Annotated in this window: 30 protein-coding genes; 17 read left to right on the top strand and 13 right to left on the bottom strand. The window is 50.8% G+C overall.

From position 1 onward, the window contains the following. The first annotated feature begins 88 nt into the window (after positions 1–88). From HBUT_RS09850 to HBUT_RS06350, 7 genes are all read left to right on the top strand, one after another. Complete coding sequence (locus tag HBUT_RS09850) at positions 89–475, top strand: IMP dehydrogenase (protein WP_228546802.1); 387 nt, start codon at positions 89–91, stop codon at positions 473–475. Then, positions 426–677, top strand: coding sequence for a CBS domain-containing protein (locus tag HBUT_RS09845; RefSeq protein WP_228546727.1), 252 nt, complete (start codon positions 426–428; stop codon positions 675–677). The genes HBUT_RS09850 and HBUT_RS09845 overlap by 50 nt, the downstream gene beginning before the upstream one ends. Before the next feature lie 15 nt (positions 678–692). Beyond that, positions 693–1,016, top strand: a complete 324-nt coding sequence (locus HBUT_RS10040; protein WP_052287762.1) for an IMP dehydrogenase — start codon at positions 693–695, stop codon at positions 1,014–1,016. A gap of 4 nt (positions 1,017–1,020) precedes the next feature. Continuing rightward, complete coding sequence (locus tag HBUT_RS10035) at positions 1,021–1,452, top strand: IMP dehydrogenase (protein ID WP_267195221.1); 432 nt, start codon at positions 1,021–1,023, stop codon at positions 1,450–1,452. 125 nt (positions 1,453–1,577) lie between these two features. After that, the gene (locus HBUT_RS06360) at positions 1,578–2,831 is read left to right on the top strand and encodes an Nre family DNA repair protein (RefSeq protein WP_011822370.1); all 1,254 of its coding nucleotides are present in this window, start codon (positions 1,578–1,580) and stop codon (positions 2,829–2,831) included. A 54-nt stretch (positions 2,832–2,885) separates the two neighbouring features. Continuing rightward, positions 2,886–3,704, top strand: a complete 819-nt coding sequence (locus HBUT_RS09260; RefSeq protein ID WP_011822369.1) for a DUF2258 domain-containing protein — start codon at positions 2,886–2,888, stop codon at positions 3,702–3,704. A gap of 148 nt (positions 3,705–3,852) precedes the next feature. Further along, on the top strand, positions 3,853–4,062 hold the full coding sequence (locus tag HBUT_RS06350) for a hypothetical protein (RefSeq protein ID WP_153801404.1): 210 nt from the start codon (positions 3,853–3,855) through the stop codon (positions 4,060–4,062). A 276-nt stretch (positions 4,063–4,338) separates the two neighbouring features. On the opposite strand, the gene HBUT_RS06345 is transcribed toward HBUT_RS06350, so the two are convergent. After that, positions 4,339–5,115: a helix-turn-helix domain-containing protein gene (locus tag HBUT_RS06345; RefSeq protein ID WP_011822368.1), complete on the bottom strand. Its 777-nt coding sequence runs from the start codon at positions 5,113–5,115 to the stop codon at positions 4,339–4,341. Positions 5,116–5,213: 98 nt separating this feature from the next. On the opposite strand from HBUT_RS06345, the gene HBUT_RS06340 reads away from it, so the two are divergent. Together HBUT_RS06340 and alaXM are read left to right on the top strand one after the other, a co-directional pair. Continuing rightward, the gene (locus HBUT_RS06340) at positions 5,214–5,963 is read left to right on the top strand and encodes a hypothetical protein (RefSeq protein WP_011822367.1); all 750 of its coding nucleotides are present in this window, start codon (positions 5,214–5,216) and stop codon (positions 5,961–5,963) included. A 225-nt stretch (positions 5,964–6,188) separates the two neighbouring features. Continuing rightward, complete coding sequence (alaXM, locus tag HBUT_RS06335; protein WP_011822366.1) at positions 6,189–6,914, top strand: alanyl-tRNA editing protein AlaXM; 726 nt, start codon at positions 6,189–6,191, stop codon at positions 6,912–6,914. Positions 6,915–6,944: 30 nt separating this feature from the next. On the opposite strand, the gene HBUT_RS09000 is transcribed toward alaXM, so the two are convergent. Further along, the gene (locus HBUT_RS09000) at positions 6,945–7,544 is read right to left on the bottom strand and encodes a zinc metalloprotease (RefSeq protein WP_011822365.1); all 600 of its coding nucleotides are present in this window, start codon (positions 7,542–7,544) and stop codon (positions 6,945–6,947) included. Positions 7,545–7,581: 37 nt separating this feature from the next. Further along, positions 7,582–8,724, bottom strand: coding sequence for an ATP-NAD kinase family protein (locus tag HBUT_RS06325; RefSeq protein ID WP_011822364.1), 1,143 nt, complete (start codon positions 8,722–8,724; stop codon positions 7,582–7,584). Positions 8,725–8,800: 76 nt separating this feature from the next. Here HBUT_RS06325 and HBUT_RS06320 point away from each other — a divergent pair, with 76 nt between their 5' ends. Next, entirely contained in the window at positions 8,801–9,394 is a 594-nt protein-coding gene (locus HBUT_RS06320) for a nicotinamide-nucleotide adenylyltransferase (protein ID WP_228546726.1), read from the top strand. Here the strand turns inward: HBUT_RS06320 and HBUT_RS06315 are convergent. The 6 genes from HBUT_RS06315 to HBUT_RS06290 form a co-directional block, all read right to left on the bottom strand. Further along, on the bottom strand, positions 9,346–9,924 hold the full coding sequence (locus tag HBUT_RS06315; protein WP_048061518.1) for a hypothetical protein: 579 nt from the start codon (positions 9,922–9,924) through the stop codon (positions 9,346–9,348). The genes HBUT_RS06320 and HBUT_RS06315 overlap by 49 nt on opposite strands. Before the next feature lie 3 nt (positions 9,925–9,927). Next, entirely contained in the window at positions 9,928–10,239 is a 312-nt protein-coding gene (locus HBUT_RS06310; RefSeq protein WP_011822361.1) for a hypothetical protein, read from the bottom strand. Between the two features lie 91 nt (positions 10,240–10,330). Continuing rightward, the gene (locus tag HBUT_RS06305) at positions 10,331–10,729 is read right to left on the bottom strand and encodes a hypothetical protein (RefSeq protein ID WP_011822360.1); all 399 of its coding nucleotides are present in this window, start codon (positions 10,727–10,729) and stop codon (positions 10,331–10,333) included. Continuing rightward, positions 10,726–10,974 carry a hypothetical protein gene (locus tag HBUT_RS06300; protein ID WP_011822359.1) on the bottom strand — a complete coding sequence of 83 codons (249 nt, stop codon included), beginning with the start codon at positions 10,972–10,974 and terminating at the stop codon, positions 10,726–10,728. Before HBUT_RS06300 ends, HBUT_RS06305 begins: the two co-directional genes overlap by 4 nt. A gap of 10 nt (positions 10,975–10,984) precedes the next feature. Next, positions 10,985–11,467 carry a hypothetical protein gene (locus HBUT_RS06295; RefSeq protein WP_011822358.1) on the bottom strand — a complete coding sequence of 161 codons (483 nt, stop codon included), beginning with the start codon at positions 11,465–11,467 and terminating at the stop codon, positions 10,985–10,987. A 101-nt stretch (positions 11,468–11,568) separates the two neighbouring features. Then, positions 11,569–13,701, bottom strand: coding sequence for an STT3 domain-containing protein (locus tag HBUT_RS06290; RefSeq protein WP_011822357.1), 2,133 nt, complete (start codon positions 13,699–13,701; stop codon positions 11,569–11,571). 435 nt (positions 13,702–14,136) lie between these two features. Here HBUT_RS06290 and HBUT_RS06280 point away from each other — a divergent pair, with 435 nt between their 5' ends. After that, positions 14,137–14,487, top strand: a complete 351-nt coding sequence (locus HBUT_RS06280; RefSeq protein WP_011822356.1) for a hypothetical protein — start codon at positions 14,137–14,139, stop codon at positions 14,485–14,487. Positions 14,488–14,507: 20 nt separating this feature from the next. Here HBUT_RS06280 and argF read toward each other — a convergent pair whose 3' ends face one another. Next, entirely contained in the window at positions 14,508–15,452 is a 945-nt protein-coding gene (gene argF, locus HBUT_RS06275) for an ornithine carbamoyltransferase (protein ID WP_011822355.1), read from the bottom strand. Between the two features lie 611 nt (positions 15,453–16,063). Between argF and cyoE the strand changes: the two genes are divergently transcribed. Further along, a complete protein-coding gene (gene cyoE / locus HBUT_RS06265; RefSeq protein WP_011822354.1) occupies positions 16,064–16,960 on the top strand; it encodes a heme o synthase in 897 nt (298 codons plus the stop codon). Here the strand turns inward: cyoE and moaA are convergent. Next, on the bottom strand, positions 16,953–18,041 hold the full coding sequence (gene moaA, locus HBUT_RS06260) for a GTP 3',8-cyclase MoaA (RefSeq protein WP_228546801.1): 1,089 nt from the start codon (positions 18,039–18,041) through the stop codon (positions 16,953–16,955). The genes cyoE and moaA overlap by 8 nt on opposite strands. A 176-nt stretch (positions 18,042–18,217) precedes the next feature. Here moaA and HBUT_RS06255 point away from each other — a divergent pair, with 176 nt between their 5' ends. The 4 genes from HBUT_RS06255 (at position 18,218) to HBUT_RS06240 (ending at position 21,311) form a co-directional block, all read left to right on the top strand. Continuing rightward, positions 18,218–18,454, top strand: a complete 237-nt coding sequence (locus HBUT_RS06255) for a ZPR1-type zinc finger protein (RefSeq protein WP_011822352.1) — start codon at positions 18,218–18,220, stop codon at positions 18,452–18,454. Positions 18,455–18,554: 100 nt separating this feature from the next. Beyond that, complete coding sequence (locus HBUT_RS06250; protein WP_011822351.1) at positions 18,555–19,205, top strand: VIT1/CCC1 transporter family protein; 651 nt, start codon at positions 18,555–18,557, stop codon at positions 19,203–19,205. A 91-nt stretch (positions 19,206–19,296) separates the two neighbouring features. Continuing rightward, positions 19,297–20,001 (top strand): HD domain-containing protein, encoded by a 705-nt coding sequence (locus HBUT_RS06245; protein ID WP_194840470.1) that lies wholly within the window; start codon positions 19,297–19,299, stop codon positions 19,999–20,001. 23 nt (positions 20,002–20,024) lie between these two features. Beyond that, entirely contained in the window at positions 20,025–21,311 is a 1,287-nt protein-coding gene (locus HBUT_RS06240; RefSeq protein WP_011822349.1) for a BPG-independent phosphoglycerate mutase family protein, read from the top strand. A 219-nt stretch (positions 21,312–21,530) separates the two neighbouring features. Here HBUT_RS06240 and HBUT_RS06235 read toward each other — a convergent pair whose 3' ends face one another. Continuing rightward, positions 21,531–22,286 carry a hypothetical protein gene (locus HBUT_RS06235; protein ID WP_011822348.1) on the bottom strand — a complete coding sequence of 252 codons (756 nt, stop codon included), beginning with the start codon at positions 22,284–22,286 and terminating at the stop codon, positions 21,531–21,533. 99 nt (positions 22,287–22,385) lie between these two features. After that, complete coding sequence (gene glnA / locus HBUT_RS06230) at positions 22,386–23,771, bottom strand: type I glutamate--ammonia ligase (RefSeq protein ID WP_048061843.1); 1,386 nt, start codon at positions 23,769–23,771, stop codon at positions 22,386–22,388. A 156-nt stretch (positions 23,772–23,927) separates the two neighbouring features. Here glnA and HBUT_RS06225 point away from each other — a divergent pair, with 156 nt between their 5' ends. Next, positions 23,928–24,875 (top strand): hypothetical protein, encoded by a 948-nt coding sequence (locus HBUT_RS06225; RefSeq protein ID WP_011822346.1) that lies wholly within the window; start codon positions 23,928–23,930, stop codon positions 24,873–24,875. The last annotated feature ends 19 nt before the right edge of the window (positions 24,876–24,894 follow it).

Raw genomic sequence — 24,894 nt, 5'->3', positions numbered from 1 at the left:
GGGGCTGCATGAGGCTCTTTAGGTGGATACATGTTGGCTGATTTCCGCTCAAAAATTCTTGACGCCCAGGTAGTGCTTGTATTTGGAGATGCTATACCTTGAGCCTGGGAGAGCGGAGGTTGAGCCCCACCAAGTGAAGACTGACACGAGGTTTAGCAGGAATGTCCGACTGAAAATCCCTCTAGCATCATCGCCCATGGATATCGTGACTGAAAGAGAAATGGCTATAGACATGGCGCTTCACGGCGGCATAGGTGTTGTGCACCGCAACCTACCCATAGCCAGACAAGTCGAGGATGTTAGAGCTGTCAAGGAGTATCCCGCCGCGCTACCCCTCAGACCGCTCTACGCTAGCCAAGGCGAGCCTTGTACCCGCATACTCGAGGTTATGCGGAAAGAGGGGGTTAGGCAGCTACCGATCATAGATGCCGCTGGCAAGGCTAGCTGGCTACGCCTACTATCACATTGTCTCTGAGAATTGTAGAAGCGGAGGCGAACCCGTAGACTCAATGGCAATTAGTGGGCCAAGTGTCCACCTCGAGGCTATCCGGGAGGGAGTTAGCATTGTCAGGCAAGGCAAAGTTGACGTAGTAGCTGTTACTGATAGGGATGGACACTACGTTGGCTCGATAACGCTGCGTGAAGCTCTCGAAGAATATGACCCTGCAACCAACTAAGATGGAAGGCTTATCGTGGCCGCTGCAATATCACCCTTCGACCTAGAGCGTGCAAAGATGCTAGACCGCTACGTTGATGCACTAGTGATGGACGTAGCACACTTCCACAATGTTAACGCGATGAGAGCCGCTGCAAGGATCGCTAAGGAGACTACTGCTGACATAGTGATAGGAAATGTTGGTAACTACCAAGCAGTCATGGATGCAGCATCAATAGTCGAGAGGATTGACGGCGTTAGAGCTGGTGTAGGCGGAGAATCAATATGTACGACGCCACAGATGACAGGGGGCATACTCGCCAACGCTATGGGCTACAGCATCTGCCAGGGATGCAGTTGAAGAGCTGGAGCTAGATGCTCCAGTGATAGCTGATGGCGGCATAAGGACGCCTGGCGATGCTGTAAAAGCTCTTGCAGTTGGAGCTAGCTCTGTAATGCTAGGCTACGCTGTTGCAGGAACAGATGAAGCGGCTGCACCGCTGATAAGAATAGGCGAGAAGCTCTACAAGCCCTATAGGGGGATGACTAGCCGAGGAGCAATGGAGAAGAGGTTTGCCATGGACAGATATGCGAGGCTCGTAAAGAAGCTAGAAGAAGGCGTCGAAGGTTTAGTACCATATCGTGGTCCCCTATCAAGAGTTATCCGCGGATTTGTTGAGGGTATCCGCGCAGGCCTTGGATACGCTGGTGCAGCTAGCATCGAGGAGCTGTGGAGGAAAGCCAAACTTATCAAGGTGATTGAACCTAAAACGGTCAGTGTCAAAACCACCAATTAACCTCGCCACAAGTTACAATAGCATAGCTACATAGGATTCTATACAAGAGGCATGAGGAGGAAAGCTCTACACCCCACTACAGCCATAGAACCTACAGGCAGGGAGGGCTGAGAGAGGGCTAGGACGTGGGGCGGCGTATACCGCCAGGCCTTTGCACGCGGTGCAAGGGCTACAAGAAGCTCTGCGGCTTACCCTACTGCCCCATACTTGAGAGGTTTCGGCAGCAAGTTCTAGCATCCTCTCGCATTACGGGTTCGAGAGAGGTCGAGGGAGACTCTCCTCCCAGCATTGTTGTCGGCGAGGCTGGCTATCCCACTGTGCCCATCCTCTACAACCTACCGCCCGAGGAGCACGGCGAGAAGGCAAGACTGCACGATGCGCCACTCGACTGGGCTAGGCAAAGGCTACCCCTACGCACGATAATCTCTTACCGCTCAAGCTTAGTCTCGGGCGTGAAGAGGGTTCAGGCTACAACACCCTGGAAGCTCTACGAGGAGGAAATTTCCGTAGCCGCTGTTTCCACCAAGCCTGTCCAGTCCCGTGCACTACTAGAAAAACCGCCCATACCCTCACTCCGCTTTGACGGTGTGCTAGCCCCGCAAGGCCCTGCAGCCCCTGCAAGAAAAGTTATTGTCGAGTCTAACCCGACGCTGCACCCTAAGCTCGAGAAGCTGATATGGGACGATGCAAGAAGCGATGAGGCTGTCTACGAACTGTATAGGAGTGGTGTAGACGTATACACCATTGTGAGGGCTTTCTCGCTAGGCCTCCTAGGCCGGGTTAGAAGCCGGCGACTAGTACCGACAAGGTGGAGCATAACTGCTGTCGACCAGATAATCTCGACCAGGCTGCTACACAGGGTGCGAACCTACGATACCCTGGGCAGAGTCGAGGTCTACCATGCACATTACCTCGGCAACTACATTACGGTAATCCTCTTCCCAGGCTCCTACGAGGCCGAGCTGATAGAGGTTTGGCACCCATTAACACCCTGGACACAAGCTGCTAGCCAGCCCGTAGTCTACAGGGTTACAGAGTCTATGAGCCTAAAGCTATCCGAGATGGATGGCGGCTACATGGCTATGAGACTCCCCGTAGCAGAGCAACTCCACGCTAGGAGGAGACAAGCAAAGGCGATAATAGTGAGGGAGATAACAAGGGACTACTATGCTCCCGTTGGCAACTGGCACCTCCGCGAAACAACCCGGCAAGCACTAGTACATGGCCTAGTTGCAACATTTGACACGCTAGATGAAGCTATAAGGTATGTATCGGAGAAGCTCTTGCTATCAGATGCTGCGCGCAGTGCACTCCACAGCTCTATCCTTGCAAGAAAGACGCGTAGTACCACAACACTGGACATGTTCTTGAAGAGGTAAAACAGTTTATAGCTAGTGGGAAACTATGCATTGGAACCAGAGAGGTGGAACTGTTTGCCCCAGCTCTCCACGGGCCTCGTAATAGCAGGCGCCTATGCAGACAAGCTCCGGCGGGTACTCTTCGCCCAGCTGAGAGACGAAATCAAGAAGGGAGCAATAGAACCTAAACAAGTAGCCTATAGGGCAGGCGAACTCAACCGGCTACTCTTCGAGATACTCGTAAACAAGCTAAGGATAGACAAAGGCGACGTCGTCAGGATAAGGATAGAATATGAGTTGCGAGACGGCGATATCGTGTGGAAGCTCGACACACTACGTGTCGAGGCCTTCCGCCGCATACCCGACGAGGACGTTGAAAAGACTGTCAGGGAGGTACTCCAGACTGCCAAGGAGGTACTAGCGCGTCCAGTCACAGAAGAGGAGAAAGCATGGACAGAAGCACGTGAAGTTGAAGTTGAGCGTGAAGTACAGCGTGTCAGGGAGGAGCGGATAGCAAGTGCACAAGTAGAGGAGGTCGAAAAGGTTGAGAAGAAACCAGCCTTGCCACAGCTTAAGCCGCCAGTAGAGCCTGCAGAGGCCATAATTTATGGTGAAACCCGTCGCGGCGAGAAGATAGCAATGCTCAAAGACGCAGAGGGCAACAACATAGGCCTAGCGATACTTAACAGCGAGAACTCCAAGACCAGAGCAACGATAATACTAATAGCTGATGGCGACGCTTACAAGGCTGAAACAACAATAGAGAAGGGAATTGATGAGCTTGAAAATGCTCCCGAGGCTTTAGTGGAGGCAGCTACAACAGCTAGCTATACTAAAATGACAAGAGACGAGGCTATGAGAATAATACAGCAGAAGATGGAGGAAATCATCTAGTCGCTAATGGTGGGTTCGGCGAGGTCTCCACTCATCACACAAGCATCAGCACAAAATGGCCTCCTCACAACCCAAGTATTTTACCCTCCGAAACACCAAAATATAGGTAGACCCTATCTAGATAATACTGGCAGGTGCCCAAAACGCTATGACTGAAAGCCTACTTTTGGATGACCAACAAGGCAAGGCGAAGTATCCTTCACTTGACATGATCGAGGATGTATGGATACAAGGAGACAAGCTTCTACTAAAGCTAGCAAATGGAAAGATATTGGAGGCACCTGCAAGCAATCCAGCAGCAAGGCAGCTCTACTGGGAGGTCAAGCTAAGGAACCGGAGACGAGCCTTCGGGCTATAGTAGATGACGAGCATGCCGCGGCTGGATACAAGTATAGACTACCACAACTACTCCGGCAAAGCGAGGAGGTTCTCACCTAAGCTTCATCCCCCCTTTTATCTTCACTACCCCAGAGCCTCATCTCAGTATTACTTAGCCAGCGAGTATAGATACCATGCATCACCGAGTATTTTTGCCTGTTTGTATAAACTTGATGGTGAAAGGCTATGTTTAGCTCTGGCTAGGTATTCCCGGAGCAAGAATACCCATTCTCCAGACGAAGCATAGGGGTGGTAGCTATACTTGAGAGCTGGGCTGGCACGTTGCAATGACGAATTCTTTGAGCCTCTTGGAGAGCCCCACTCTGATACCAAGGCGCCGGTCATTGTATATGTACATGATTCCCTTTGTCTGCAGACGGCGTAACACTGTTAGTAGCCAAACTCTGTCAGCTTCGAGATCGTGCTCGAGCTGGTCCAGGTAGGTGTACGAGGTACCCCATTGTAGATAGTGATTGAGCATATGCTCCAGAATGGCTCTTTCCTCCTCGTCTATCTCCAGGTCGGCGAGAATTGCCTGGATACATGCTGATCTGGGTAGTCCCTGCTTTCGTCGTTTCTTGCCGGTTTTACCAGTATAGGCGGCAATGAATGGCTGGATTCTGCCTGAGAGTAGCCTCGGTCCAGTGCTTGTATTGTTGTTTATTGTCGAGCTGACTTGTTCCTGCTCCAGTATCTGGCGTGCAAGAGCAGCATACTGTGCAACCCTGGAGTTCATTTCGCGCTCAAGGATGCTTCTGGCGAACTCTTCACCCTTCTCGGTTAGCGTCCAGAATCCATTCTCGTACTCGAAGAGGCCTCGTGTACGCCAATAGCTGAGGTAGCTGCTAACATAGCGTGTAGGCTTACCCAGTACTTGTGCTATCTCAGCAGCTCTCATCGGCCTAGCTAGGAGGAGAACAGCTATTGCCTCGACAATCCTGCTCCGGGGGCCCTGCCGCCTCTCCTGCCCACTAGTCTCTGCAACTTCCTCATGCCAGCTAGCCCTATCACTCCAGCCATATTGGCTGCTCATTACACCCCTACTCGTACTATTCCAGGTATGGGCGTAACTCTTACACCGCCGAGACAATAATACCTCAACAGTACGATAAGCCTGGGGCAGGCTGCAGGATGGCTATAAAGCTACTTGTCTCTGGTCTCCTCGAGCTAGAGTCGGGAAAGACGTGGTTTACAGTAGGACTAGCTACGGCGCTCAGGACGCTTGGAGCTAGGGTCATGGCATACAAGCCGGTAGCAGCCTACAACATCTGGTCTTCATGGGATCCGGTGGAGTCCTCGCTAAGACACGGGATTCTAGCTGGTAACGATGCGCTAATTTACATTGAACAGCTTGGTGATAGCAATATACACCTTGTAAACCCTGTAAGCCTAATGCTTGCATATCCTGACCCCTTACTCTTTAGTGGGGTTGCCCAGTACCTAGCGAGGATATCGAGCATTGAGGGTATGGTTGTTCTTGCCAGATTCTCTAGCTGTGCGGAAGGGAGCGCAGTTCATTACTACGTTCCGGAGAACGTTGAGAGGTTGGGGCCGAGTTTTAGGAAAATTGTTGAGGAACTGGTGAAGGCTACAGGTGCTACACCTATATCGGCGAGTAGGCTTGTTGAAAAACTGTCAACAGCTAGTGCTGCTGAGAACCTTGCAGCCTGTCTAACTATTCTCGATAGAAGCTATGATGTAGTTGTAATAGAGTCGTTTAACAACGCCGTAGTACCATTTGCCGGGCTCGAAGGCAGGGTTGACTATTTCATTGTAGTAGCTCCGGGTAGAGCAATAGTGTTTGATGGTGACAAGCTGCGTAAGGTTTCAGAGATAGTCAGTGGGCTAGTCATGCTTAAGACTGATAAGGTGCTAGCATAACTATCCAAGCCCCTTTATATACTAGACATCCCCTATGTCAAGTCTCCAAGAGAGATCGCATCAAAGCTGCAACATCACAGCTTTACGCGGTTCCTTGCTGAGGTTGTGAGAACAGCCAAGCCCTGATCGGCTGCAACTGGTAGCATGGTCTAATCCTAAAGCTAAACAGCTGATAATGAGTCTTTTTTACCCTGAGTCCAGGTCCACACTATGGGTGTCCCCGTTTTGCCAGCAAAGCTTCTCTTTCAAGAGGATAGCTACCTCAAAGAGTTTGATGCCATAGTGACCCGTGTAGAAGGAAATGCAGTATTTCTCGAGGCTACAGCATTTCATCCCAGGCCCTCAGGAGGCCTTGACGCTGATCATGGCATTCTAATACTACCTGACGGCTCAGAGCTGCGTGTAGTAGATGTCGTAATGCGTGAAGGCGATGTAGCACATATTGTTGATGGTGACTTGTCCAAGCTGCATCCGGGAATGCGTGTCCATGGCGTTATTGACTGGGAGCGTAGGTACCAGATGATGAAGCTGCACACGGCCAGCCATATACTACTAGCAGTACTCTACAACAAGTACGGTGCAAGAGTTACTGGTGGCCATATAACGCCGGAGACGGCTAGGGATGATCTCGAGATAAATGTTGATGATTGGAAGTCTGCTGTCCGTCAAGCAGTAGAGGAGGCTAACCAGATCATTAGAAGGTGTATTGAGGTTAAAGTCTATTGGTTGCCGAGGGAGGAAGCCCTACGCATACCCGGGATAGTCAAACTGGCTGATAAACTTCCACCAGATGTTGAGAAGCTGAGAATAGTCGAAATACCTGGCGTAGATATACAAGCTGATGGCGGTCCACACGTGAGGAATACTTGTGAGATACCTGGGATAAAGATTGTGAAGCTGGAAAGCCGGGGTAGGAGGAGGAAGAGGGTCTACTACACATTGTTAGAGTAGCCAGCTTCACGGCTCAGTTTCTATCCCTCCTTATAGGTAGGCGAGGACTATTGCAAGGACCAGCATTGCTAGCCATGCTATGAGATTTCTCCTCATTATCTTTGAGCCGTCGAGTGGTATGAAGGGTAGTAGATTGAATAGTGCTATCCATGCGTTTACATCGGTGAATCCAGCAGCGAATACGTAGGCACCATAGCTCGTGCTTGCTGCCAGCCGTTCAGCTGCCCTACCAATTACCGCTAGGACAATGTTCGTCATGGGTCCAGCTGCTGCTACGTAGTCGTCGCGTGCAAAGGTTCTACAGTATAGTGAGACATAGCCGGGTGCTAATATTACGAATGGTATGTTGAGGGTTCTGAGCAGCCCGAAGAATAGTGTGAGGCTAAGCCCTATCCTTGACAGTACGAAGTGGGCAACGCATCCCTCCCTACGCCCCATCCATGCATGGGCTAGCTCGTGGAGTACAACACCGATAATGGCTCCAGCTAGTACACCGCCAGCATAGCTAACTGGATTAGCTATTACGCCTACTACGTTGAAGCCTACAAATCCAAAGGCAATGGCTAGCGATGCTATCAGTAGGGCTTTCCACTCCTCCATGTATATGGGTTCATCCCGAAACACGTACATCTCCAAATCCCCCTCGGAGGGTGTGGATTGCTATATTCTACTCTACACGCACCACGGTCTCTTCGCCGTAGTCTGTTACGACACGTATATAGCCTCTAAGCATCTCGTCAACCTTTTCATCTCCCGTATCGACTCTTAACCGTTTCAGCTTTGAGAGTTTAGATTTTGTTGCAACTACTATAATGTTGTCTCGGCCTACGAGCCTCAGTATCCTGGGCGATATCTGCTGGTTACCTCTTCCAAAGATGTAGCCCTGCCCTCCAATAGGTGTCACGACTATCTTTACCCTGCCGCCTCCTTCTAGGTGCCTGGCCACAATGTTGTAAAGTGTTTTCTCGTCAACATCTGCGGCTACAAGCCTACGGTTGTGTACTACGTCTACCCCCAGCAGGGTCTTCTCAACACCTAGCTCATCTGCTATAGCCTTGACTGTTGTGCCGGGGCCTAGAATGTAGAGGGTGCATTCCTCCATGTTCTCCGCCAGGTAGCGTGCTATAGCTCTCTTATTCTCCTCTTCCTCCTCCGTGGAGGGTGTTGGTTGTTTGCTAGCCCCAACCATTAATGGGCTGCAAGGAGTCCTTGCTATAGTGTACAGGCGTGCTCTCAGCATGTTTGCACGAAATGCATCCTCATCTATATCCACTACTTCGCCTTCACATGTAGTGCCGTGATCAAGCCATTCGGCAAGTACATGGGCGGCTGCACGAGGGTTTTCTGCAAAGACTGAGCTGTAGACCTTGACACCGGAGGGTACACCAAGAATCGGTGTGTTGGCAGCACCAACTTCGTGCAGTGCGGACACTACGTCGCGGGCAGTTCCGTCACCTCCAACGAATACAACTATCTCGGCGCCACGGGCTATGCAGGCCCGAACCGTCTCCATGGTATCGTGGGGGTTTGTGGGCCAGCTGTCCGGATGGTAGACAACATGGTATGACGCAAAGCCTGCCTTGCTTAGGGGCGTCTCTCCCATGACTCCTGAGGCTGTTAGGAAGACTATCCTCTCCCCTAGCCGTAGACGCTTGCACTCCTCAGCAAAGACGCGAGCACGCTCAGGGGATACAAGCCTTGCACCCCTACGAAGCGCTTCTAGCCCTGCACTGCCATCGCTGCCCCTGAGTGCTAGGGGCCCACCTATACCGGCTAGAGGGTTGACGACGAAGCAGACTAGCCGAGCCACTATTATGCCCCGAGGCGCTGAGAGGCCGTGGAGCTGGGATTCTAAGTTAGCGGGCAGGACTAAGAGGTGCATACTATTGTGGTTCCAGAATGCCTACCGGAGGCTTGGGCGTGGACGTGTACTATTCTTTGGCAGGTTCCAGCCATTCCACCTAGGGCACCTGGAGGCTGTCAAGTGGCTCTACGAGAGGTATCAGGAAGTCGTAATACTCGTTGGAATGGCTGATGAAAGCCATACCTGGCTAAACCCGTTCACGGCTGGCGAGAGACTTTTAATGATTAGGGCTGCGCTCGAGTGGGCAGGCCTCAATCTAGCCAGGATAGTTACAGCGACGATACAGACCCTCTCAGTCTATGCTGGCAATGCAGGCTTCGTTCTCGGCTACGTGCCGCCCGTGGAAGCAGTGGCAACGGCGAATCCAGCTGTAAGCAGGGCGTTTCGCGACGCCGGGGTGAAGACCGTTACGCCACCGCTACGCAATAAGTCTGTCTGGTCAGGCGAGTATATCAGGTGCTTAATGCTTCTTGGCTCTGATGAGTGGCGTCTACATGTACCCGAACCTGTCGCAGAGATAATAGACTACATAGACGGGGTCTCCAGGGTTAGGGAGATAGCTGAGAACTACCCGGACATAGCCAGTGCCTGTAAGAAACTTGCACAGCAGCGATAGCAGTCCGGCAAGTTGAATACGGCTACGAGGCAGCCACCTACGCTCCTGCAGGTCTCCCTGCTACCTATCTCGCTGACGAGCCTTGCATATTTCTCCGAGAGCTCCAAGCCAAGCCCCGGGAAGACGGTAGCACCGTTCGAGTCTATGTAGCCTATGACCTCGAGTATGGCTGGGCTTCCCGTTAGGATTACAAGCTTATCTCTCAGAGCTACTATGCTGCGAAGCATCAGCTCGGCTACTGCCCTGCTACATGCTGCAAGGGCTATAGTGTAGCCCCCAGAACTGAGGCACAACACTCCTTGCATCCCGTCCGACGTAATTCCTGCCCGTGAAGCCTTAACAAGCCCAGCGCTGCGAAGCTTTGCTACAAGGTTTCGTACGCGTTTCTCACCAATACCAATGAGTGTTGAGAGGCTAGGCCTACCTATGGGGCCTAGATTGGAAGCTGCAAACAGTATTGCAAGCATATCTATACAGTCGCGCAGCTTGCCACAAGGCAAGCGTTCTAGATGCCTTAGAGACTCGCACAAGGCCTACTTTTCACCTTCCCGAGGTAGGCGTGGGATGCTCTTTGACAAGCCATGCTGCCTAAGTATATCGAGCCACTTACTCTCATCTACCTCAACACCCTCGGAGAGCAGGTAGGCCGCAAGCTCCTGTGCTGAAACCTCGTCTGATCGTAGAACCTCCCTCTCGACATCATGCCACGTAGCTTTAACCCGTATACCGGCAGACTCGTAGAGCCACTCGGCAAGCTGCTCTGGACTTATACCAGCTCTCTTCGCTTGCTCTAGGAGCATCTCCTTAAGCTTACGCTCCAAAAGCCTTCTCCTAGCCTGTGCCAAGTGATGTACGGCCTCCCCCGGTCCGTGAAGTCTACATCCCCGCAGAGGGTAAGCCTCTGAGCCCCGGTCATCGGCCACCCATTCTCTACTCCTACGGCTCTAGATTATAGTTTTTGACTGGCAGCTTAAGGTACTCGGCTACCCGTCTAACAATCCAAGCATAGTGCGGGTCCCCCTTGCTAAACCTGAGCTTTAACTTCCGGTACACTGCGCGGTAGAGTAGCTCGGCATCCCTGGAATAGACCTCAATATAACCCTTAACGTGACCCCTAAGATTCTTCACGAGATATACGTAGACCAGGTACCAGCCTTCCGGCACGTCAATAGATGCTATGTAGGCGCGCCCCCTGCTGTAAAGCGGTTTAGTCTCAGCTATCCTCCTAGGCTTAGCCTCTACAATATCGCCCTCCTCGGAGACGAGTAGCGCCAGGCTGCGAGCTGCATGCCTCCCTGTACGGCTCTTACTCATCTCTATCTTTACGTTGATCATCCAGCCTCCCCGTCCCCACCCTCGACTATCAATATGCCATCCCTAGCTATTATGCGGGCTCCCCCCTCTATGACGTATGCTGTTATAGCGTGATGCATCCCCCGGGGGAGCAGGACTGGAGTCTTCACAACTAGCGTTTTAACGTCCCTATATTCTTCTTCGGCTATCTTGCGGCCGTCTTCTCCATAGTGTGTTATGCGGACGAGACCCGTATCCCGGTAGTGATATATTATTGTGAGTTTCAACGCTTTCACCCTATGTCTGTCTCATCAGTTCCTCAAGCCTCTGCCTAGCTATAAGCTCAGCCTCCTCTAGTATCCGTCTAGCATTCTCGTCAGCCACTGTTACCCCCGTGGTAAGGATCTCTAGGCCTGTGAGGGAAGCTATTGAGGTAACAGTATTCTCTAGGTCGGCAAGCATGCTGGATATGCCTGGTGCTATGTCGCCATAAGCTGATTTAAGATCAGCAATTATCTGCTTCACCGTGTACAGATCCTCCGAGGATATGGTGCCTATTTGTGCTAGTGTCTCAAGTCTAACAGACAAGACCTCCAATACAGCCTGAAGCCTAACGATGTTCTCGAGCATTTTCAGCAGTGTCTTGTCCCGTGTCCGCTGATATGCTGCTCTAAGCCTTGCAGCTTGCAGCCCCAACCTGGAAACAGCATATCTTGTGGCGACTGCTAGCTCTAGCAGCTTTACACGCGGCGATACTTGTCTCCGTCGCTTAAATATCATCAGCGCTGCACCCTCTACTCTCTAGCCCCCCTTAATAAATGGGACTCAGAGCTATGTATTGAAGCCTTCAGCCTCCTCAGCCCAGTTTGTCAGTGATGCAGCTATTTAACCCACTTAAACAGTATTAGCAGCATTACGTAATAGTACACATCTCCGTTTACTATTTTTGCGATTGGTTGGCCTGTCTCAGCGTCGATGTAGAACCCTACGACTACCATGTATGGTTCAAACCTCTTCATAGTAAATGGTTTCATCTGGAGGTTGCCGACGAGAACGGTTTTTGGCTTTACTAGCTCAGTTACGTTGGGCACTGCTATGCCTATCTTGTCGAGGTAGAATGGTGCAGTAGAGAAGAACCGGTATATCATCGTATACATGTACTTATCGTTTATCGGCCAGAACCCCTCCTTGTCCTTCTCAGCTATATGGAGCATGGCAGCTGACTTTGGTATGTCTATAGCGGGTGTATACACAAGTATGCCTTTTGATGGGTTGTAGAGTGCCAGATCGTGTACGAATATCAAGGTCTGGTTAGGCTTTAGCCCGAGCCTTTCGAGTATCGAGGCGGCTTCGTCTTCGCTTGTGGCTGTGTAGAACTCTGCTAGTAGTCGTATCTGGGTAGCATTAATCGTTGCACCATCAGCTACTGAGGGGCGTTCGGCACCAACACTTATCTGGTACCCATAGTCCCACCATGTGACGACAACTGTATCGTTGCTTATACTCTGCCGGAGATAATCTAGCAGGTAGAGCCAGCCCAGCTGGGTAGTGTCTAGGCTATACCCTGTAATCATTGCTACATGCTTCTCGAGGACGTTTACTGTTCTATACGCGCTTACCACCATGCCACCAGCTATGAGTGCTATGAATACTACGGCTCCAAGGAGCTGCAGCTCCGAGGGCCCCTGGCTCTTACGTCTCCATCTCCTTGTGCGCTGTATGCTCGTAATAGTGATCGGCTCTAGCACATAGGGTGTTAGTGCAGCTGTAGCGAGTATGCCTACTACCGATGCTGCTTGCTGGAAGTAAACCATTCCGAGCACGGCATAGTACAGTCCTAGAGCTGTGATAGCTAGCGGTATGTGGTAAGCCTCTCTTCTCCATAGGCCTCGATAGAGGAGGTATAACCCAGCTATTGGTGCAAGCACAACTAGTACATTGGTACTCCACATGAAGTCCCTCATAAGCCTCGGATCTGTAAGTGGTGATGAATGCTCGGCAACAGTCTCAGCGAGCAGGGACAAGTGTATGAGCCCTGTCTCCCGTAGAGGCCAGGCTATAGCAAACACGGCGCGGCTCGGCAGCTTGATCAGCGACGCTATAAACATGCCGATGATAATGGATGCTGCGAGCACATATGTGTAGAACTTGCGCCAACGAGCTGCGAGCCTATAGACGAAGCCTCTCGCTACAGTACTCCTGGCATGAAGCTTTTCTAGAACGAACACAATGCCATACACATACAGTGCTACAGCGAGTGCGGCGGCATAAAACCTGATTGATGCCGGGCCGTAGATGTCGGCTGGTATGGATGCTGCAAGCGCGGTAGCAGCTACAGTAATGCTTGTCAGGAGATAAGGCTTAGCCTCATCAAGCCTATTGACAGCTAGTGGTACTAGCAGTGAAGTTACGGCGATAGCAAGGCCGGCAATAACGTAGCCTCCCCATACATAACTTATAACGCCAAATGCAGCACCAGCAGCAACAGCGTATACCAGCGAACGCCTCCTAAGTGCTTCGGCGTAGAACATGAGGCCTAGAATGAGGAAGGGAAGTGCAATACCAATCTTCTCCACGAACCCAGCGTAGGTCCTTGAGGTTGATGCTGGCAGGAGTGATAGAAGAGCAGCAGCTATGATTGCTGCTGGACGTCCATAGACACGGTACATGTAGATGGCTGCAATAATTATTGCTAGTGTTCCGAAAACTGGCGGTAGCAGTGAAACCCATTCAACAACCCTCATGCCTCCAGGGGTTAGCGCGCCAACAACGGGTATGAATGGGAACTCTGTATGCGTAAAGTCTCTACCCCACGGGTACCAGAATAGCTTTGTTACAGGGTTGTCACGGGTAAGGCTAGCCCAAGACGACACACCTTTATCGTGTAGGTACCTGGCTAGCCAGTACTCTATCCAGGGGTCGTTGGCGTCTATGTAGGAGAATTTTGCTACGTCGGGTGAGATGCCGTAATTCCTGGCAAATTTCTCTACGTGCTTGTAGTTCTCAAATGGCATGTACCTGACATAGAAGCCTATAACTGTAACAGTGTCACGAGAGCTATGATGATAATGGCTGAATACTTGTTGTAACCGTTAATAGTTTAGATGTGTTCATCGCTCCAGTACACCCTGTTTACGCCGCTGCTTTAGGCCGCGAAATATATTCGCTAACGCTAACCCTGTAGCAAGAGCATTCAATACAGTAAATATGGGATCCCTCAAGAGTATAGCGTAAATAGTCAATAATGTGCTGCCAATGAAGTAGGATGTGCTTAGCCGTAGGGGGGGAACAGCAGGTAGCGATAAAGCCCAGCCAAGCACTATGAAGAACATTCCTGCAATGCCAATGGCCATAACCGGCTCTGCCAAGTCACGTCCTAGCGGAGACCCGGAGTGAGGGGGATACTAATAAAGCCTAGCCCAGTGCTGGGGGCACGGGGTGAAGGAGCTGTGACACTAGCGGAAATCGTGTTTACGAAGAAGAAGCTTGCAGAAAAGTATGGTGTTGAGGGAAAGGTTGCGGGTCGCTACGTGGAGGCCGGGTACAGTGTGAAGATGAAGTTTCCAACGCCGAAGGGCACTGTATCCTTCGTAGCTAAGAAGGAGTCCACTATACTGGCGGTAGACGTTATCTATGGCAGCGTCAATGTAGGTAGATCGATGGTCGAGACTATTGCAGAGAAGGCTCGAAGTATAAACGCTAAGCCAATACTGGTACTCTACGGTTCAGGCCCAGTACTCCTGGACGACGCGAAGACTGCTGCTAGAGAGCTGGGCGTGGAGATTAGGAGGGTTAGGTGAAGAGAAAAGTATACGGCGTTTTAAGGCGCTAATATCAGTGCTAGAACAGCCTTTTGTGCGTGTAGCCTATTCTCAGCTTGATCCCACACGACACTCCATGGGCCTTCTATGACTTCCTCGGTTACCTCCTCACCGCGATGGGCCGGTAGGCAGTGCATGAATATGGCATTGTTTGATGCTAGTGACATTAGTTTCTCGTTAACCTGGTATCGCTGTAATAGACGCCTCCTTTCCTCGGCTAGGGATTCCTCACCCATGCTCACCCAGACATCGGTATAGACCACGTCGGCACCCCTAACAGCCTCAGCGGGATCCTCAATAAGCTCTATTGTTGCTCCTGTCTCCTTTGCTGCCAGCTGTGCGGCTTCGAGGATGTCTTTTCTCGGTGTCAGCTCCTTAGGCGATGATATAACTATGTGTCCCCCGAGCTTAGCGATGACCAGTAGGAGGCTGTGCGCCACATTGTTTCTACCATCACCCACGTATACGACTTTGATGCCCTTTATGTGGCCCTTCTTCTCGTAAATCGTTAAGGCATCCGCTAGAGCTTGCAAGGGATGTTCGAGGTCGCTGAGCATGTTTATAACGGGTACGCTTGCATAGGCAGCCATTTCTTCCAGGCTCTCATGCTTGAAGACCCTTGCGGCTATTGCGTCCACGTAGCGCGATAGTACGCGTGCTGTATCCTTAATTGGCTCGCCGCGGGCCAGCTGTAGCTCGTCGCGTCTGAATGTCAGGGGGGTCGCGCCGAGTTGTAGCGCGGCAACCTCCATGCTGACCCTTGTACGCGTACTAGGCTTCTCGAAGATGAGGGCGATAGTCTTACCCTTTAGCATGGGTATGATGCGCTCACCAGCGTAGTAGCGTAGCTTCATCTGCCTAGCAGTTTCAATGACTAGCCATACCTCCTCGCTGCTGAGGTCACGTATTGATAAAAGGTCGCGGCCGTAGAGGGGGCCGGGCAAGGGGCTTCAGCCGTTTAAACATAAGTAAGGGTCCGGTACTTTAACATGTCTTCAGTCTATGTGGGCTCCATTCATGGGAGTTTCCTCATACCAGTCCCTCGGCGACCGCTTACCCTGTCATCGCCCAGAGATATGTTACGGGCTGGTGGCTATTACGTATTAGCCGCCTCTGTGACCAGTAGAGAAGCTTTGCAATCCTCCGTAGCTGTGTTGAGCAGTTCTACTAACTCAACTACATCCTCGGTAGCCATGCATTCAATCAGTATTGGTGTTTCGTATGATGCCGGGAGAGGTACGGGTACTAGCTGAGCTGCTCTAGGCCTTGGAGCTGTAAGGATGACTATGCACTTCCGTATAGCCGAAATAGTCCAGCCGGCTCGGCCCATTATACATCTACCGTGTGCACATAGTGCTGCCTGAATCCTCTCCATGCAGTGAAGCAAGTTTTCCTGACGTGTTGATACAAGTGTAAGCTTTAGCTTGAACATGCAGTGCACATCTACGCAGCCTCAGAGATTTTATCCGCTTTAACAGTTAAATAGTTTTGAGCCTCGCTATAGGCTCTAACTAGGGTGTCTACGTAAATTTTCGGCGAACGAGGTGCACATGTGATGCAGCTCAGCCGTGTGCGATCCGTGTTGCTGGACGTGTTTGCCCTAGCTAAGGTTAAGCAGACACTCCTACTACTATTTACAATGTATACAGCATATATTGTTGGGGGCGGGCTCGGAAAGCCCTATGAGAGACACCTAGTGGTGCTCACTCTAGGGTTTATCACTATAGCTGCGGTTACAGCGCTAAACATGTATTTTGACAGGGACATAGACGCACTTATGGAGAGGACTAGGGATAGGCCACTACCAGCTGGAAGGCTTGACCCTCTAAAGGTGTTTATAGCAACCGTAGCAGCCACAATTGTATCCGTAATCCTCGCTTGGCGCATTATAAACCCTCACTTTGCTCTTGCAATAGTTATTGGTTTCCTCTTTGACATAGTAGCTTACACCTATCTCCTCAAGAGGAGAACACCACTCAGCATTATAGCTGGAGCTGTTGCTGGTGGTGCACCGGCTCTTGGTGGCTGGGCAGCCGCTGCGGGAAGAATCGATGTTAATGCGCTTCTGTTCTCACTTATTGTCGCTACATGGGTTCCCTCACACATATGGTTCCTAGCAACATACTACCGCGATGATTATAGGCGCGCAAATGTGCCAATGCTGCCAGTTGTAGCTGATACCCCTATAGCTGTTGCATCCGGCATAGGACTAGGCTCGCTCGTAATGGGCTACTCTATTGTTGGGCTTTGGGTCAACAATGTCATAGGTACGGTGTCACTCATAGTAGGCGTTATTGCCGCCATAGCAATCTTTCATCTTGCAGTAAAATATGCAGAACTCGGAGGAGATCCGAATTACAGCAGAACGGCATTCAAGAAAACAAACATGATGCTAGGCCTTGTATTCCTCGTAATGATGCTTGAAAAGGTTGTATCATACATCATCAGCTAGCTTGTAGATACTTACCCCACTCTCCGAGTAGCAGGGCTAGAACCTTCTCGCGTCGCTGCCCTGTTATTGATAAGCTACCGTCGCGCCGAGGTATGCCAAGTCTCGCGATACGCCACTTACGCTTAACTGTGAACGGTTTACCACTCCTTGGAAATAGGACAAAGGGTCTGCGGAGCATGTTAGCCTCCTTTAAGGCTTCAATAATCTTCTCAACTTTCTCCTCGGGAGAGTGTGTATTGACAAGCCGCTTCCTAATATCAATTGGGCTACCGCGCCAGTTTAGACATGGTATTAGCTTAAAGTCGTAAGTGACTCGCATACGTGTGCAAGCGGCGCAGAATGCGTAGTTGCCTACGGGACCTACGAGTTCTACACGTACACCGTTATCAAGTACTAGTATTGGTCTATTGTGGAGTCCAACCCTGTACTTTATCTCGACAACCCTATCCTCAAGCTTCTCAAGTATATGCCAGCGCGGCAGATAATAGTCCTTAAACCTTTTCACAGCCCTGCCTACAGGGTGGAGTTCTATAATCTGCACTGTTGCATCAACAGATGCTGCAAAGTCTATCAACTTTACGACATCGTCCTCGTTGAGCCCTCTCAGTACTACAAAGTTTATCTTAACTGGTATTCCGTACTCGCGTAGTAGCCTTATGTTCTGGATAACCTGGCCGAGCATCCTACGTCCAGTAATCTTCTCAAACACGTTCTCGGAGAGAGAGTGTAGGCTAACATTCACATGTCCTATACCAGCATCTGCAAGGCCTGGCATATGGTTGTGTAGGAGTGAAGCATTGGTCGTCATTGACACATAGAACCCGTAGCTGTGAAGAATCTTAACAATATCGACAAGATCACTCCTTACTGTCGGCTCGCCGCCAGTGATCTTGAAAGCCTCAATGCCAATCCTCTTAGCAGCTTTGGCTAGAAGCTCAATTTCCTCAAGGCTAACCTCGTCCTCTACCCGATATCCCTGCTTATAGCCTTCCATGTGGCAGAAAAAGCATGCAAAATTGCATCTACCTGTAACCATAAGTCTCAGATTAGTTAACGGCCTCCCATAAGCGTCAAAGAGTATCGTAATGCTTCACCTCGTCCGGGTTAGTCTTAGAAGCGAAATCGGTATATTAAGCCTTAACGCGGGTTATAGTGTACACTGGAGTAGAACCGGGCTAGTAGCTGAGCAAGTCATGGCGCTAAACGGTTGTGATAGCGGGAATATTCGAGGTATGTATGCGGCGAGGGTGCTGGGTTATGGCGCAGGGCATGGATGGCATTGTATGCCCTAGGTGTAGAACACATATGGAGTATCGTGTAGAGATAGAATTCCGTAATGGAGGTAGAATAGTTAGGTACTACTATTGGTGCCCGAGGTGCGGCTATAGGGTTAATGACCTCCTCGTAAACATCGGCAAAAACGGTGGCAAAGTGAGAATAGTACTTGAAGAGTATGTTGCCAGGGTGAAGCTGGCAAAACGGGGCGCAAGGTAGAGGCCTGCATATAGGTCGTGTATTTTTACTCCTCCAAAAACACGGTGTGCTCTTTGCTATCTCGCCCTTGTATCTGGTTGTAGGAAGGGATGCATGCCCCTTGACGCGGGGGATCTTTAGCATATTTGGGCTGATGCTGCGTTTCTACCGCGAGATGATAAAGTATGCTCGCATGCTTAACGCAGATAGTATTGCTCGCAGAATGTTTGTCACCAACAGCTTTGACGGGTTACTGTCGAGTCTCGGCGTGATCCTTGGAAACTATCTCAGTGGCACTACAAGCCCTGCAAGCTACGTGGGTAGCGTTATAGGTGCATCATTCGCCATGGGCTTCTTTAGTGGTGTCGTAGCCACATATCTCTCCGAGCGGGCTGAGAGACTTAGAGAACTCAAGCGTACAGAGAGGATTATCCTGCACACGCTAAGGGGCAGCATATACGAGAGGGCAGCTAAGATAGTTCCCATTTATGTCGCGTTGTGGAGTGGGCTTGGAGCAATAGTCCTTCCAGCCATAGGTGTGACACCGTTTACCATAGCGTTACTGCTCGGTGTAAGAGCTGCTACGGGGCTTCTCGTTTACACTTCTGCAATGCTTATAGTCCTAGAGCTGTTTCTCCTTGGTGCTTATCTCGGTAGGATAAGTGGAGAGAGCATGGTTGTAAGCGGTATTAGGCTTGCCGGGATAGGGCTAGCCGCTATAGCGTTCTTCACAGTGTTATCCTTAGTGTTTAAGGGTACACCAATAGGCTAAGCACCTCGGGACAGCGAAGAGTTCATCACAGATGAGTCTGCTGTCTTATTGTCCTCAGCTCCGCCGGAACACCTCACCGGTGCCCGAGAGCTTGGACTGTAGTGCTGTGGTGGATAAGTGTTTATCAATAACCTGGTGCCGTCAACTGCTGTCGCTTGCTGCAGCTCTGCAAGGCTTCGACGAAGCGCACGGGCTACCCCATACTGTAAGGGTGATGTGTATAGCTTTCAAGCTGAAAGAGATGATTGGTGCACATGATATAAACGATGAGGAAATGTATGCAGCCACCATTCTGCATGATGTTGGTAGGGGTGTTGAGGAGCGCCTTGGCATACATCATGCCATAGTATCGGCTAGTATTGCAGAACTCGTTCTGCCAAGAATGGGATTTAGCAGTGATGTTGTCGAGAAGGTTAAGCGTGCAATACTTGAACACAGCTATAGCCTGTCGGGGGGAAAGTATAGTAGCGTACTCTCGTGCATACTAAGCGATGCTGATAAACTCGACGCCCTAGGAGCTATAGGGGTATACCGCGCAATCTACTATTCCGGCCGCCATGAACGAGACATTGACGGTACGTTGAACCATTACCGTGAGAAACTGGCTAGACTTGACCAGTTCCTATGCAGTGATGCCGCGAGAAAGCTTGCCGTCAACAAGGCTCACATATTGAGGGAATTCTTTGACGGACTTGCAGCAGAACATGAAGCCTACATAGATGGCGTAAAACGAGCAGTAACGGCAGCGAGAAAAGAGTTAGCGGCAACAGCTACGAATAGCTTCGGGGACAGCTAGTACGCTGGAGGTGGACCAGCTCCTTGCCAGGGCCTAAACGGATAGTACTCCTAATCCTTGACGGTGCTGCAGACCGCCCCGACAACGGTGAAACACCATTAAGCAGCGCCTCTACGCCAGGACTTGACACGTTAGCTAGACACGCTATTTGTGGTGTACACTACCCGGTCGGCAAGGGTGTAGCTCCGGAGAGCGACCTCGCAACCCTCTCCATACTCGGCTACAACCCCGAGGAATACTACACCGGTCGTGGTCCTCTTGAAGCCCTTGGCGTGGGTTTGGAAATACGTGAAGGCTATGAGGTTGCCTTCAGGGCAAACTTTGCAACAGTTGATCCTTCAACACGCAGGATAATAGATAGGAGGGTTGCCCGTAGCCTAACCTCGCCAGAGGCGAAGGAATTAGCCAAGGCTCTTGACGGCATGAGGTTAGGCTCAACTGGTTATGCCAGGGTTAAGGCTACAATTGGTCACCGCGCAGTAGTCATTATAGGTGATAGGGAGCACAAGCTTTCCGCAATGGTTTCAAACATTGACCCAGCATATGAGAGACGTGGTTTGATCTCAGTAGCGGTAAGGAATCCAGAGATGGTACTTCCACGCTGCAAGCCACTATTGTCAAGCAAGGAGGCAGAGTACACGTGCAAGCTAGTAGATGAGTTTGTTGAGAAGGCTATAGAAATACTTGATAATCATCCAGTAAACTTGGAGAGGGCAAAGCGTGGCCTGCTCAAGGCAAACGCTATACTGTTAAGAGATGCGGGCGAAAAGCCACCAAGACTACCACCGATAGCAAGTGTACTTGGCCTATCGCCTGCAGCAGCCATAGCTGAAATGCCTGTGGAGATAGGTATAGCCGTTGCTGCCGGTATGAAGTACTATAGTGTACCGCCACCAACTGGTAACCACGAAAGAGATCTCCCTGTAAGGCTTGAGGCGACGATAAAAGCATATCGTGATGGCCACCGCTTCATATATGTGCACCTAAAGGGTCCAGATGAACCCGGCCATGACGGCGACTTTGAAGGCAAGAAGAGAGCGATAGAGCTAATAGACAAACTATTCATACAACCACTGATAGAGCTGATAGACCTTAACGAGACAGCCGTGATAGTAACTTCAGATCATGCGACGCCGTGGAGGGTAAGAGCACATGCAGACGACCCAGTACCATGGATGGCTAGCTGGAAGGGCCTAAGTACAAGCCCGGGTAGATTCGATGAACAAACATGCCTAGCAACAGGAAGGACAGTTGAGTATGGCTGGCAACTACTTAGAAGCATAGCGAAGGAACTAGGTGTTACTCAGTAGCGCCCGATGCATCATCACAAGCTGTAGAGGCCTCAGATCCGGTCCACGTCAGCACCAAGAAGTTTTACACTCCAACCCCGGTAAATATTGATTACCTTGACGCAGATGCGAGTATACACACTCTCCGGGGCTATGGCGAGCCCGTAGTTAGAGGTAGGCCTCCCAAGCGGGGCCGATGCCAGAGGCCTTCCTAGCCGAGCCCCCGATACTTGTCCAGACCTATATGAGTTCAAACACTATACTCTCAAGCTTCTGCAGCATGCCTAGGCAGTCCATGTAGTGCTCGGCGGACTTGGCTTTTGCTACGCAGCTCGCCGCCTCCTGAAGGGCCCAGTAATCATCCTCTATGAGGGGCCTTATCAGCCTCAGAGCACTAATACAGTGTGGCGATGCTATGAGTGCTGCAAGGCCTCCATCGGCCAGGAAATCGGCCACTGAGAGAAGATCATTCCTTGATGGGTAGCAGATGCTTATAGGGTGTGTGTGTACAAACAGTACGGCTTGAATGTGTGGCAGCTGTATGCGGTCATGCCTCCCATATCCAGTTGCGACACCTCCATTCCATCCCACAACAATAAAGTACTCGTAGTTAACCGTAAGCGCAATGCTGACAAGGACACTACGCAGTGCAGACAGAGCCTCTTCGACAGCTTTGCGTGAGAGTTCAGCAAACCCCATATGAGCTTTGTATTCTCCACTAACACACTTAGCCTCGAAGGGTATGAGCGGTACTCTAATGAGCCGAGGCAATATTCCTGCGGCCGCTTCTACAGCCTTGCCATCGCATAATGTTCCCCCTATCTCGATACGGCATTTACCGTTTACATAGTCAGCGCGTGCCACGAAGGCATCGTCACTACCTATCTCATCCCTGTAGTTTGCGAGAATGTGGAATGCAATCCCATAACAAGCAATGCGGGGCATCTGCTGTGGGATGGAGCCTCGGGCCGGCATCCCCTTCTCCGCACGAGCCATTACTCGGCTACGCCCGGAGCCCTCCTCACCGGCTGGGCCATAAATTCCGTACTGTAAGGTCTGAAGCTTATAAGGCGAAAACAAGATTTGATAGTTGTGTTAGAGTGAGAGGTATGTGTAGATCTCCATTGGGCTTGGATATCCTTTAAGCTCCCTGGCTTCACGCCGCTTAAGCTCTATGTAGGCTTCAAGAACGCTTGACGGTATGTATGGTCGTAGGAACTCGTTGTCTGACTCTAGCTCGTCTAGCGCCTCCTCTAGGCTTCTAGGCAGCTCCTTTATCCCGAGCCGCTTCTTCTCAGCCTCGCTCATAGTATAGACGTTACGGTCTATGGGGTCGCCCGGCTCGATCTTCTTTCTCACACCATCTAGGCCGGCTGCAATTATGGCGGTGAAGGCCAGGTATGGGTTGGCGGAGGGGTCGGGGGGCCTAAATTCTATGCGTTTAGACTTCTCTGCACCCCGGCCGTAGAATGGTACACGGATGGCTGCGCTACGGTTACTCCTTCCCCAGACGAGGTAGACTGGAGCCTCGTAGCCTGGTATTAGCCTACGGTAACTATTCACGGTTGGTGCCACGATTGCTGCAAGAGCTCTCCCATGCTCTAAGAGACCCCCGATAAAGTACCTAGCGTACTGGCTCAGTTCTGCATAACCGTCTGATGGGTCATAGAACAAGTTTCTAAAACCATTCCCGCGACGCTCCCAAATGCTGATATGTACGTGCATCCCATTCCCGTTATCGCCAGCGAACGGCTTAGGCATAAAGATTGCAGTATAGCCATGCCTTGCAGTAATATTCCTTGCAACGTATTTGACCGTGATAACCCCATCAGAAGCTGATACCACGCCACCATAACGGAAGTCTATCTCAATCTGTCCGCCACTAGCAACCTCGTGGTGGTGAACCTCTACATGTACTCTGAAGTATTTCCTTAGAACCTCGGCTAGCTCGAGCCGCAGCCCGTAAACTTTGTCGAAGGGTGCCGGTGTGTGGTATGCCTTCTTAGTCTTCTCGAAATAGCTGCCACTGCCGGGGTGTTCACTTGAAACTATGCGGTAACATAGTCCGCGCTGTGGCTGGTCAACACTAAGGTATAGCTTGTCTACTATGTGGAACTCTATTTCGGGACCTATACGAGCCTCAAGGCCTTGTTCGCCAAGAAGCTTTTCAGTACGTTCAGCAATGTAGCGTGGATCACGCTCATACCTAGCACCATTCTTGTATATTGTTGATATTACCCTCCCCGTAGCCTCTAGCCATGGTATCTCAGCCAATGTACTTAGATCTGGACGCAGTGTTAGATCACTATCACTTATATCCGTGAAGCCTTCAACACTACTACCATCAAAGCCTGTTACGTCGACATTGTCTCTGAGATCCTCCGCTGCGATAGTAACACTCCTCAGATAGCCAGCCAGGTCTGTGTAGTGCAGCTCTAACCACTTGAATTTGTCCAGATCTGAACCTGGAGTTCCAGACATCCTTTCGCCTGGAATCAAGCTCCTCAGTACAACATATTATGTGTTCCTCTCGTGTGCTTCGAAATTTTGTTTTTTGTTGTTGTGTGGTCTGTACCGGTAAACCAAACTAGGGTTAGATGTAAGCTATGACCCCCGGCCTAGGCGAGGGCTGGAGCGTTGACCTCCTGCAGCATACACGTATACATTGACGCTACTAGCGAACCAATACGGGTAGAGTATGAGTCAACATGTGAAACCCTCTATGTCTGCAGCGGTAGTGAATGTAGGCTAGTTAGTAGTAGGGGTTCGACGACGAGGCTCCAGGCAAGGTTCAAGAGCCTCAGCGAGCTCCTACCAGTAACCCCTACCCAGCCCTGGATACCGCAGCCACTACCACATTTCAGTATCTCTGATATAGCTATCATAGTAGACTCTAAGCCGGCGAGCATTGACGTCTATGGATTACCCTATAGGAGGTCCACAGTCATAGGCTCTGTTAAGAGAACCGTTCTGGAGGGCAGGTGGGTACTACAACTTGCTAGCAATGAGCAGGGCTTAGTTATTGGTGAGGAGGTGCTAGTAGTTAAGGGCTGGCTTGAAGCTGAAGCTATTTACCCGCTTATACCCGAGACCGTGGTGGAGAAGGCGCAACACCTGCTTCCATGTTTATATCCGCGCGGAGACGTGCTCATAGAATGGGGAAGCTGCATCTACCGTTATGGGGAGCAATTATACAGCGTACTCCGAGAATATCGCACCCACGTAACAAGCATCGCGGGCAAAAGAGGGTATGGCCCCGATTTAGTCGCAGGACTCGCCAGGCTGTACAGCGGCTTGGCAGCTGCGTCAAACATCCACCCAATACGCCTTGGAGAAGCCCTAGCTGCAGCTAGCACATGGGCCCCAATCTATACGCGTAAGACACCAGAAGGGTATACGCTCTATACCATGCCGCCTGGGCTTTTGGTTAGGCTCCGTAGAAGCATGGATAGCTCAAGCTACGTGTTTGAAACATTTGTTGGAAGAGATGGCGTAAAACTAGACAATTACAATGAGATAGCAGTCCTCTGTAAGGAATGCTGGGAGCCTATCATAGAATATGGGAATGTGGAAAGCGACGGCTAGCCTAGCACTTGTACAACGC

Origin of the sequence: Hyperthermus butylicus DSM 5456 (genome assembly GCF_000015145.1) — an archaeon.
Classification (GTDB): domain Archaea; phylum Thermoproteota; class Thermoprotei_A; order Sulfolobales; family Pyrodictiaceae; genus Hyperthermus; species Hyperthermus butylicus.
Note: the sequence above shows the minus strand (reverse complement) of the source record. Positions and strands in the feature narration are given on the sequence as shown.

Coding starts and splice junctions, on each gene's coding strand:
- HBUT_RS06290 (WP_011822357.1), bottom strand. CDS start 13,701: ATGCCATTTGAGAACTACAAGCACGTAGAGAAATTTGCCAGGAATTAC.
- HBUT_RS06340 (WP_011822367.1), top strand. CDS start 5,214: ATGGCTATAAAGCTACTTGTCTCTGGTCTCCTCGAGCTAGAGTCGGGA.
- HBUT_RS09850 (WP_228546802.1), top strand. CDS start 89: ATGCTATACCTTGAGCCTGGGAGAGCGGAGGTTGAGCCCCACCAAGTG.
- HBUT_RS06345 (WP_011822368.1), bottom strand. CDS start 5,115: ATGAGCAGCCAATATGGCTGGAGTGATAGGGCTAGCTGGCATGAGGAA.
- HBUT_RS09845 (WP_228546727.1), top strand. CDS start 426: ATGCCGCTGGCAAGGCTAGCTGGCTACGCCTACTATCACATTGTCTCT.
- cyoE (WP_011822354.1), top strand. CDS start 16,064: ATGCAGCTCAGCCGTGTGCGATCCGTGTTGCTGGACGTGTTTGCCCTA.
- HBUT_RS09000 (WP_011822365.1), bottom strand. CDS start 7,544: ATGTACGTGTTTCGGGATGAACCCATATACATGGAGGAGTGGAAAGCC.
- HBUT_RS06295 (WP_011822358.1), bottom strand. CDS start 11,467: ATGATATTTAAGCGACGGAGACAAGTATCGCCGCGTGTAAAGCTGCTA.
- HBUT_RS06235 (WP_011822348.1), bottom strand. CDS start 22,286: ATGGCTCGTGCGGAGAAGGGGATGCCGGCCCGAGGCTCCATCCCACAG.
- glnA (WP_048061843.1), bottom strand. CDS start 23,771: ATGTCTGGAACTCCAGGTTCAGATCTGGACAAATTCAAGTGGTTAGAG.
- HBUT_RS06305 (WP_011822360.1), bottom strand. CDS start 10,729: ATGATCAACGTAAAGATAGAGATGAGTAAGAGCCGTACAGGGAGGCAT.
- HBUT_RS06350 (WP_153801404.1), top strand. CDS start 3,853: ATGACTGAAAGCCTACTTTTGGATGACCAACAAGGCAAGGCGAAGTAT.
- HBUT_RS06255 (WP_011822352.1), top strand. CDS start 18,218: ATGGCGCAGGGCATGGATGGCATTGTATGCCCTAGGTGTAGAACACAT.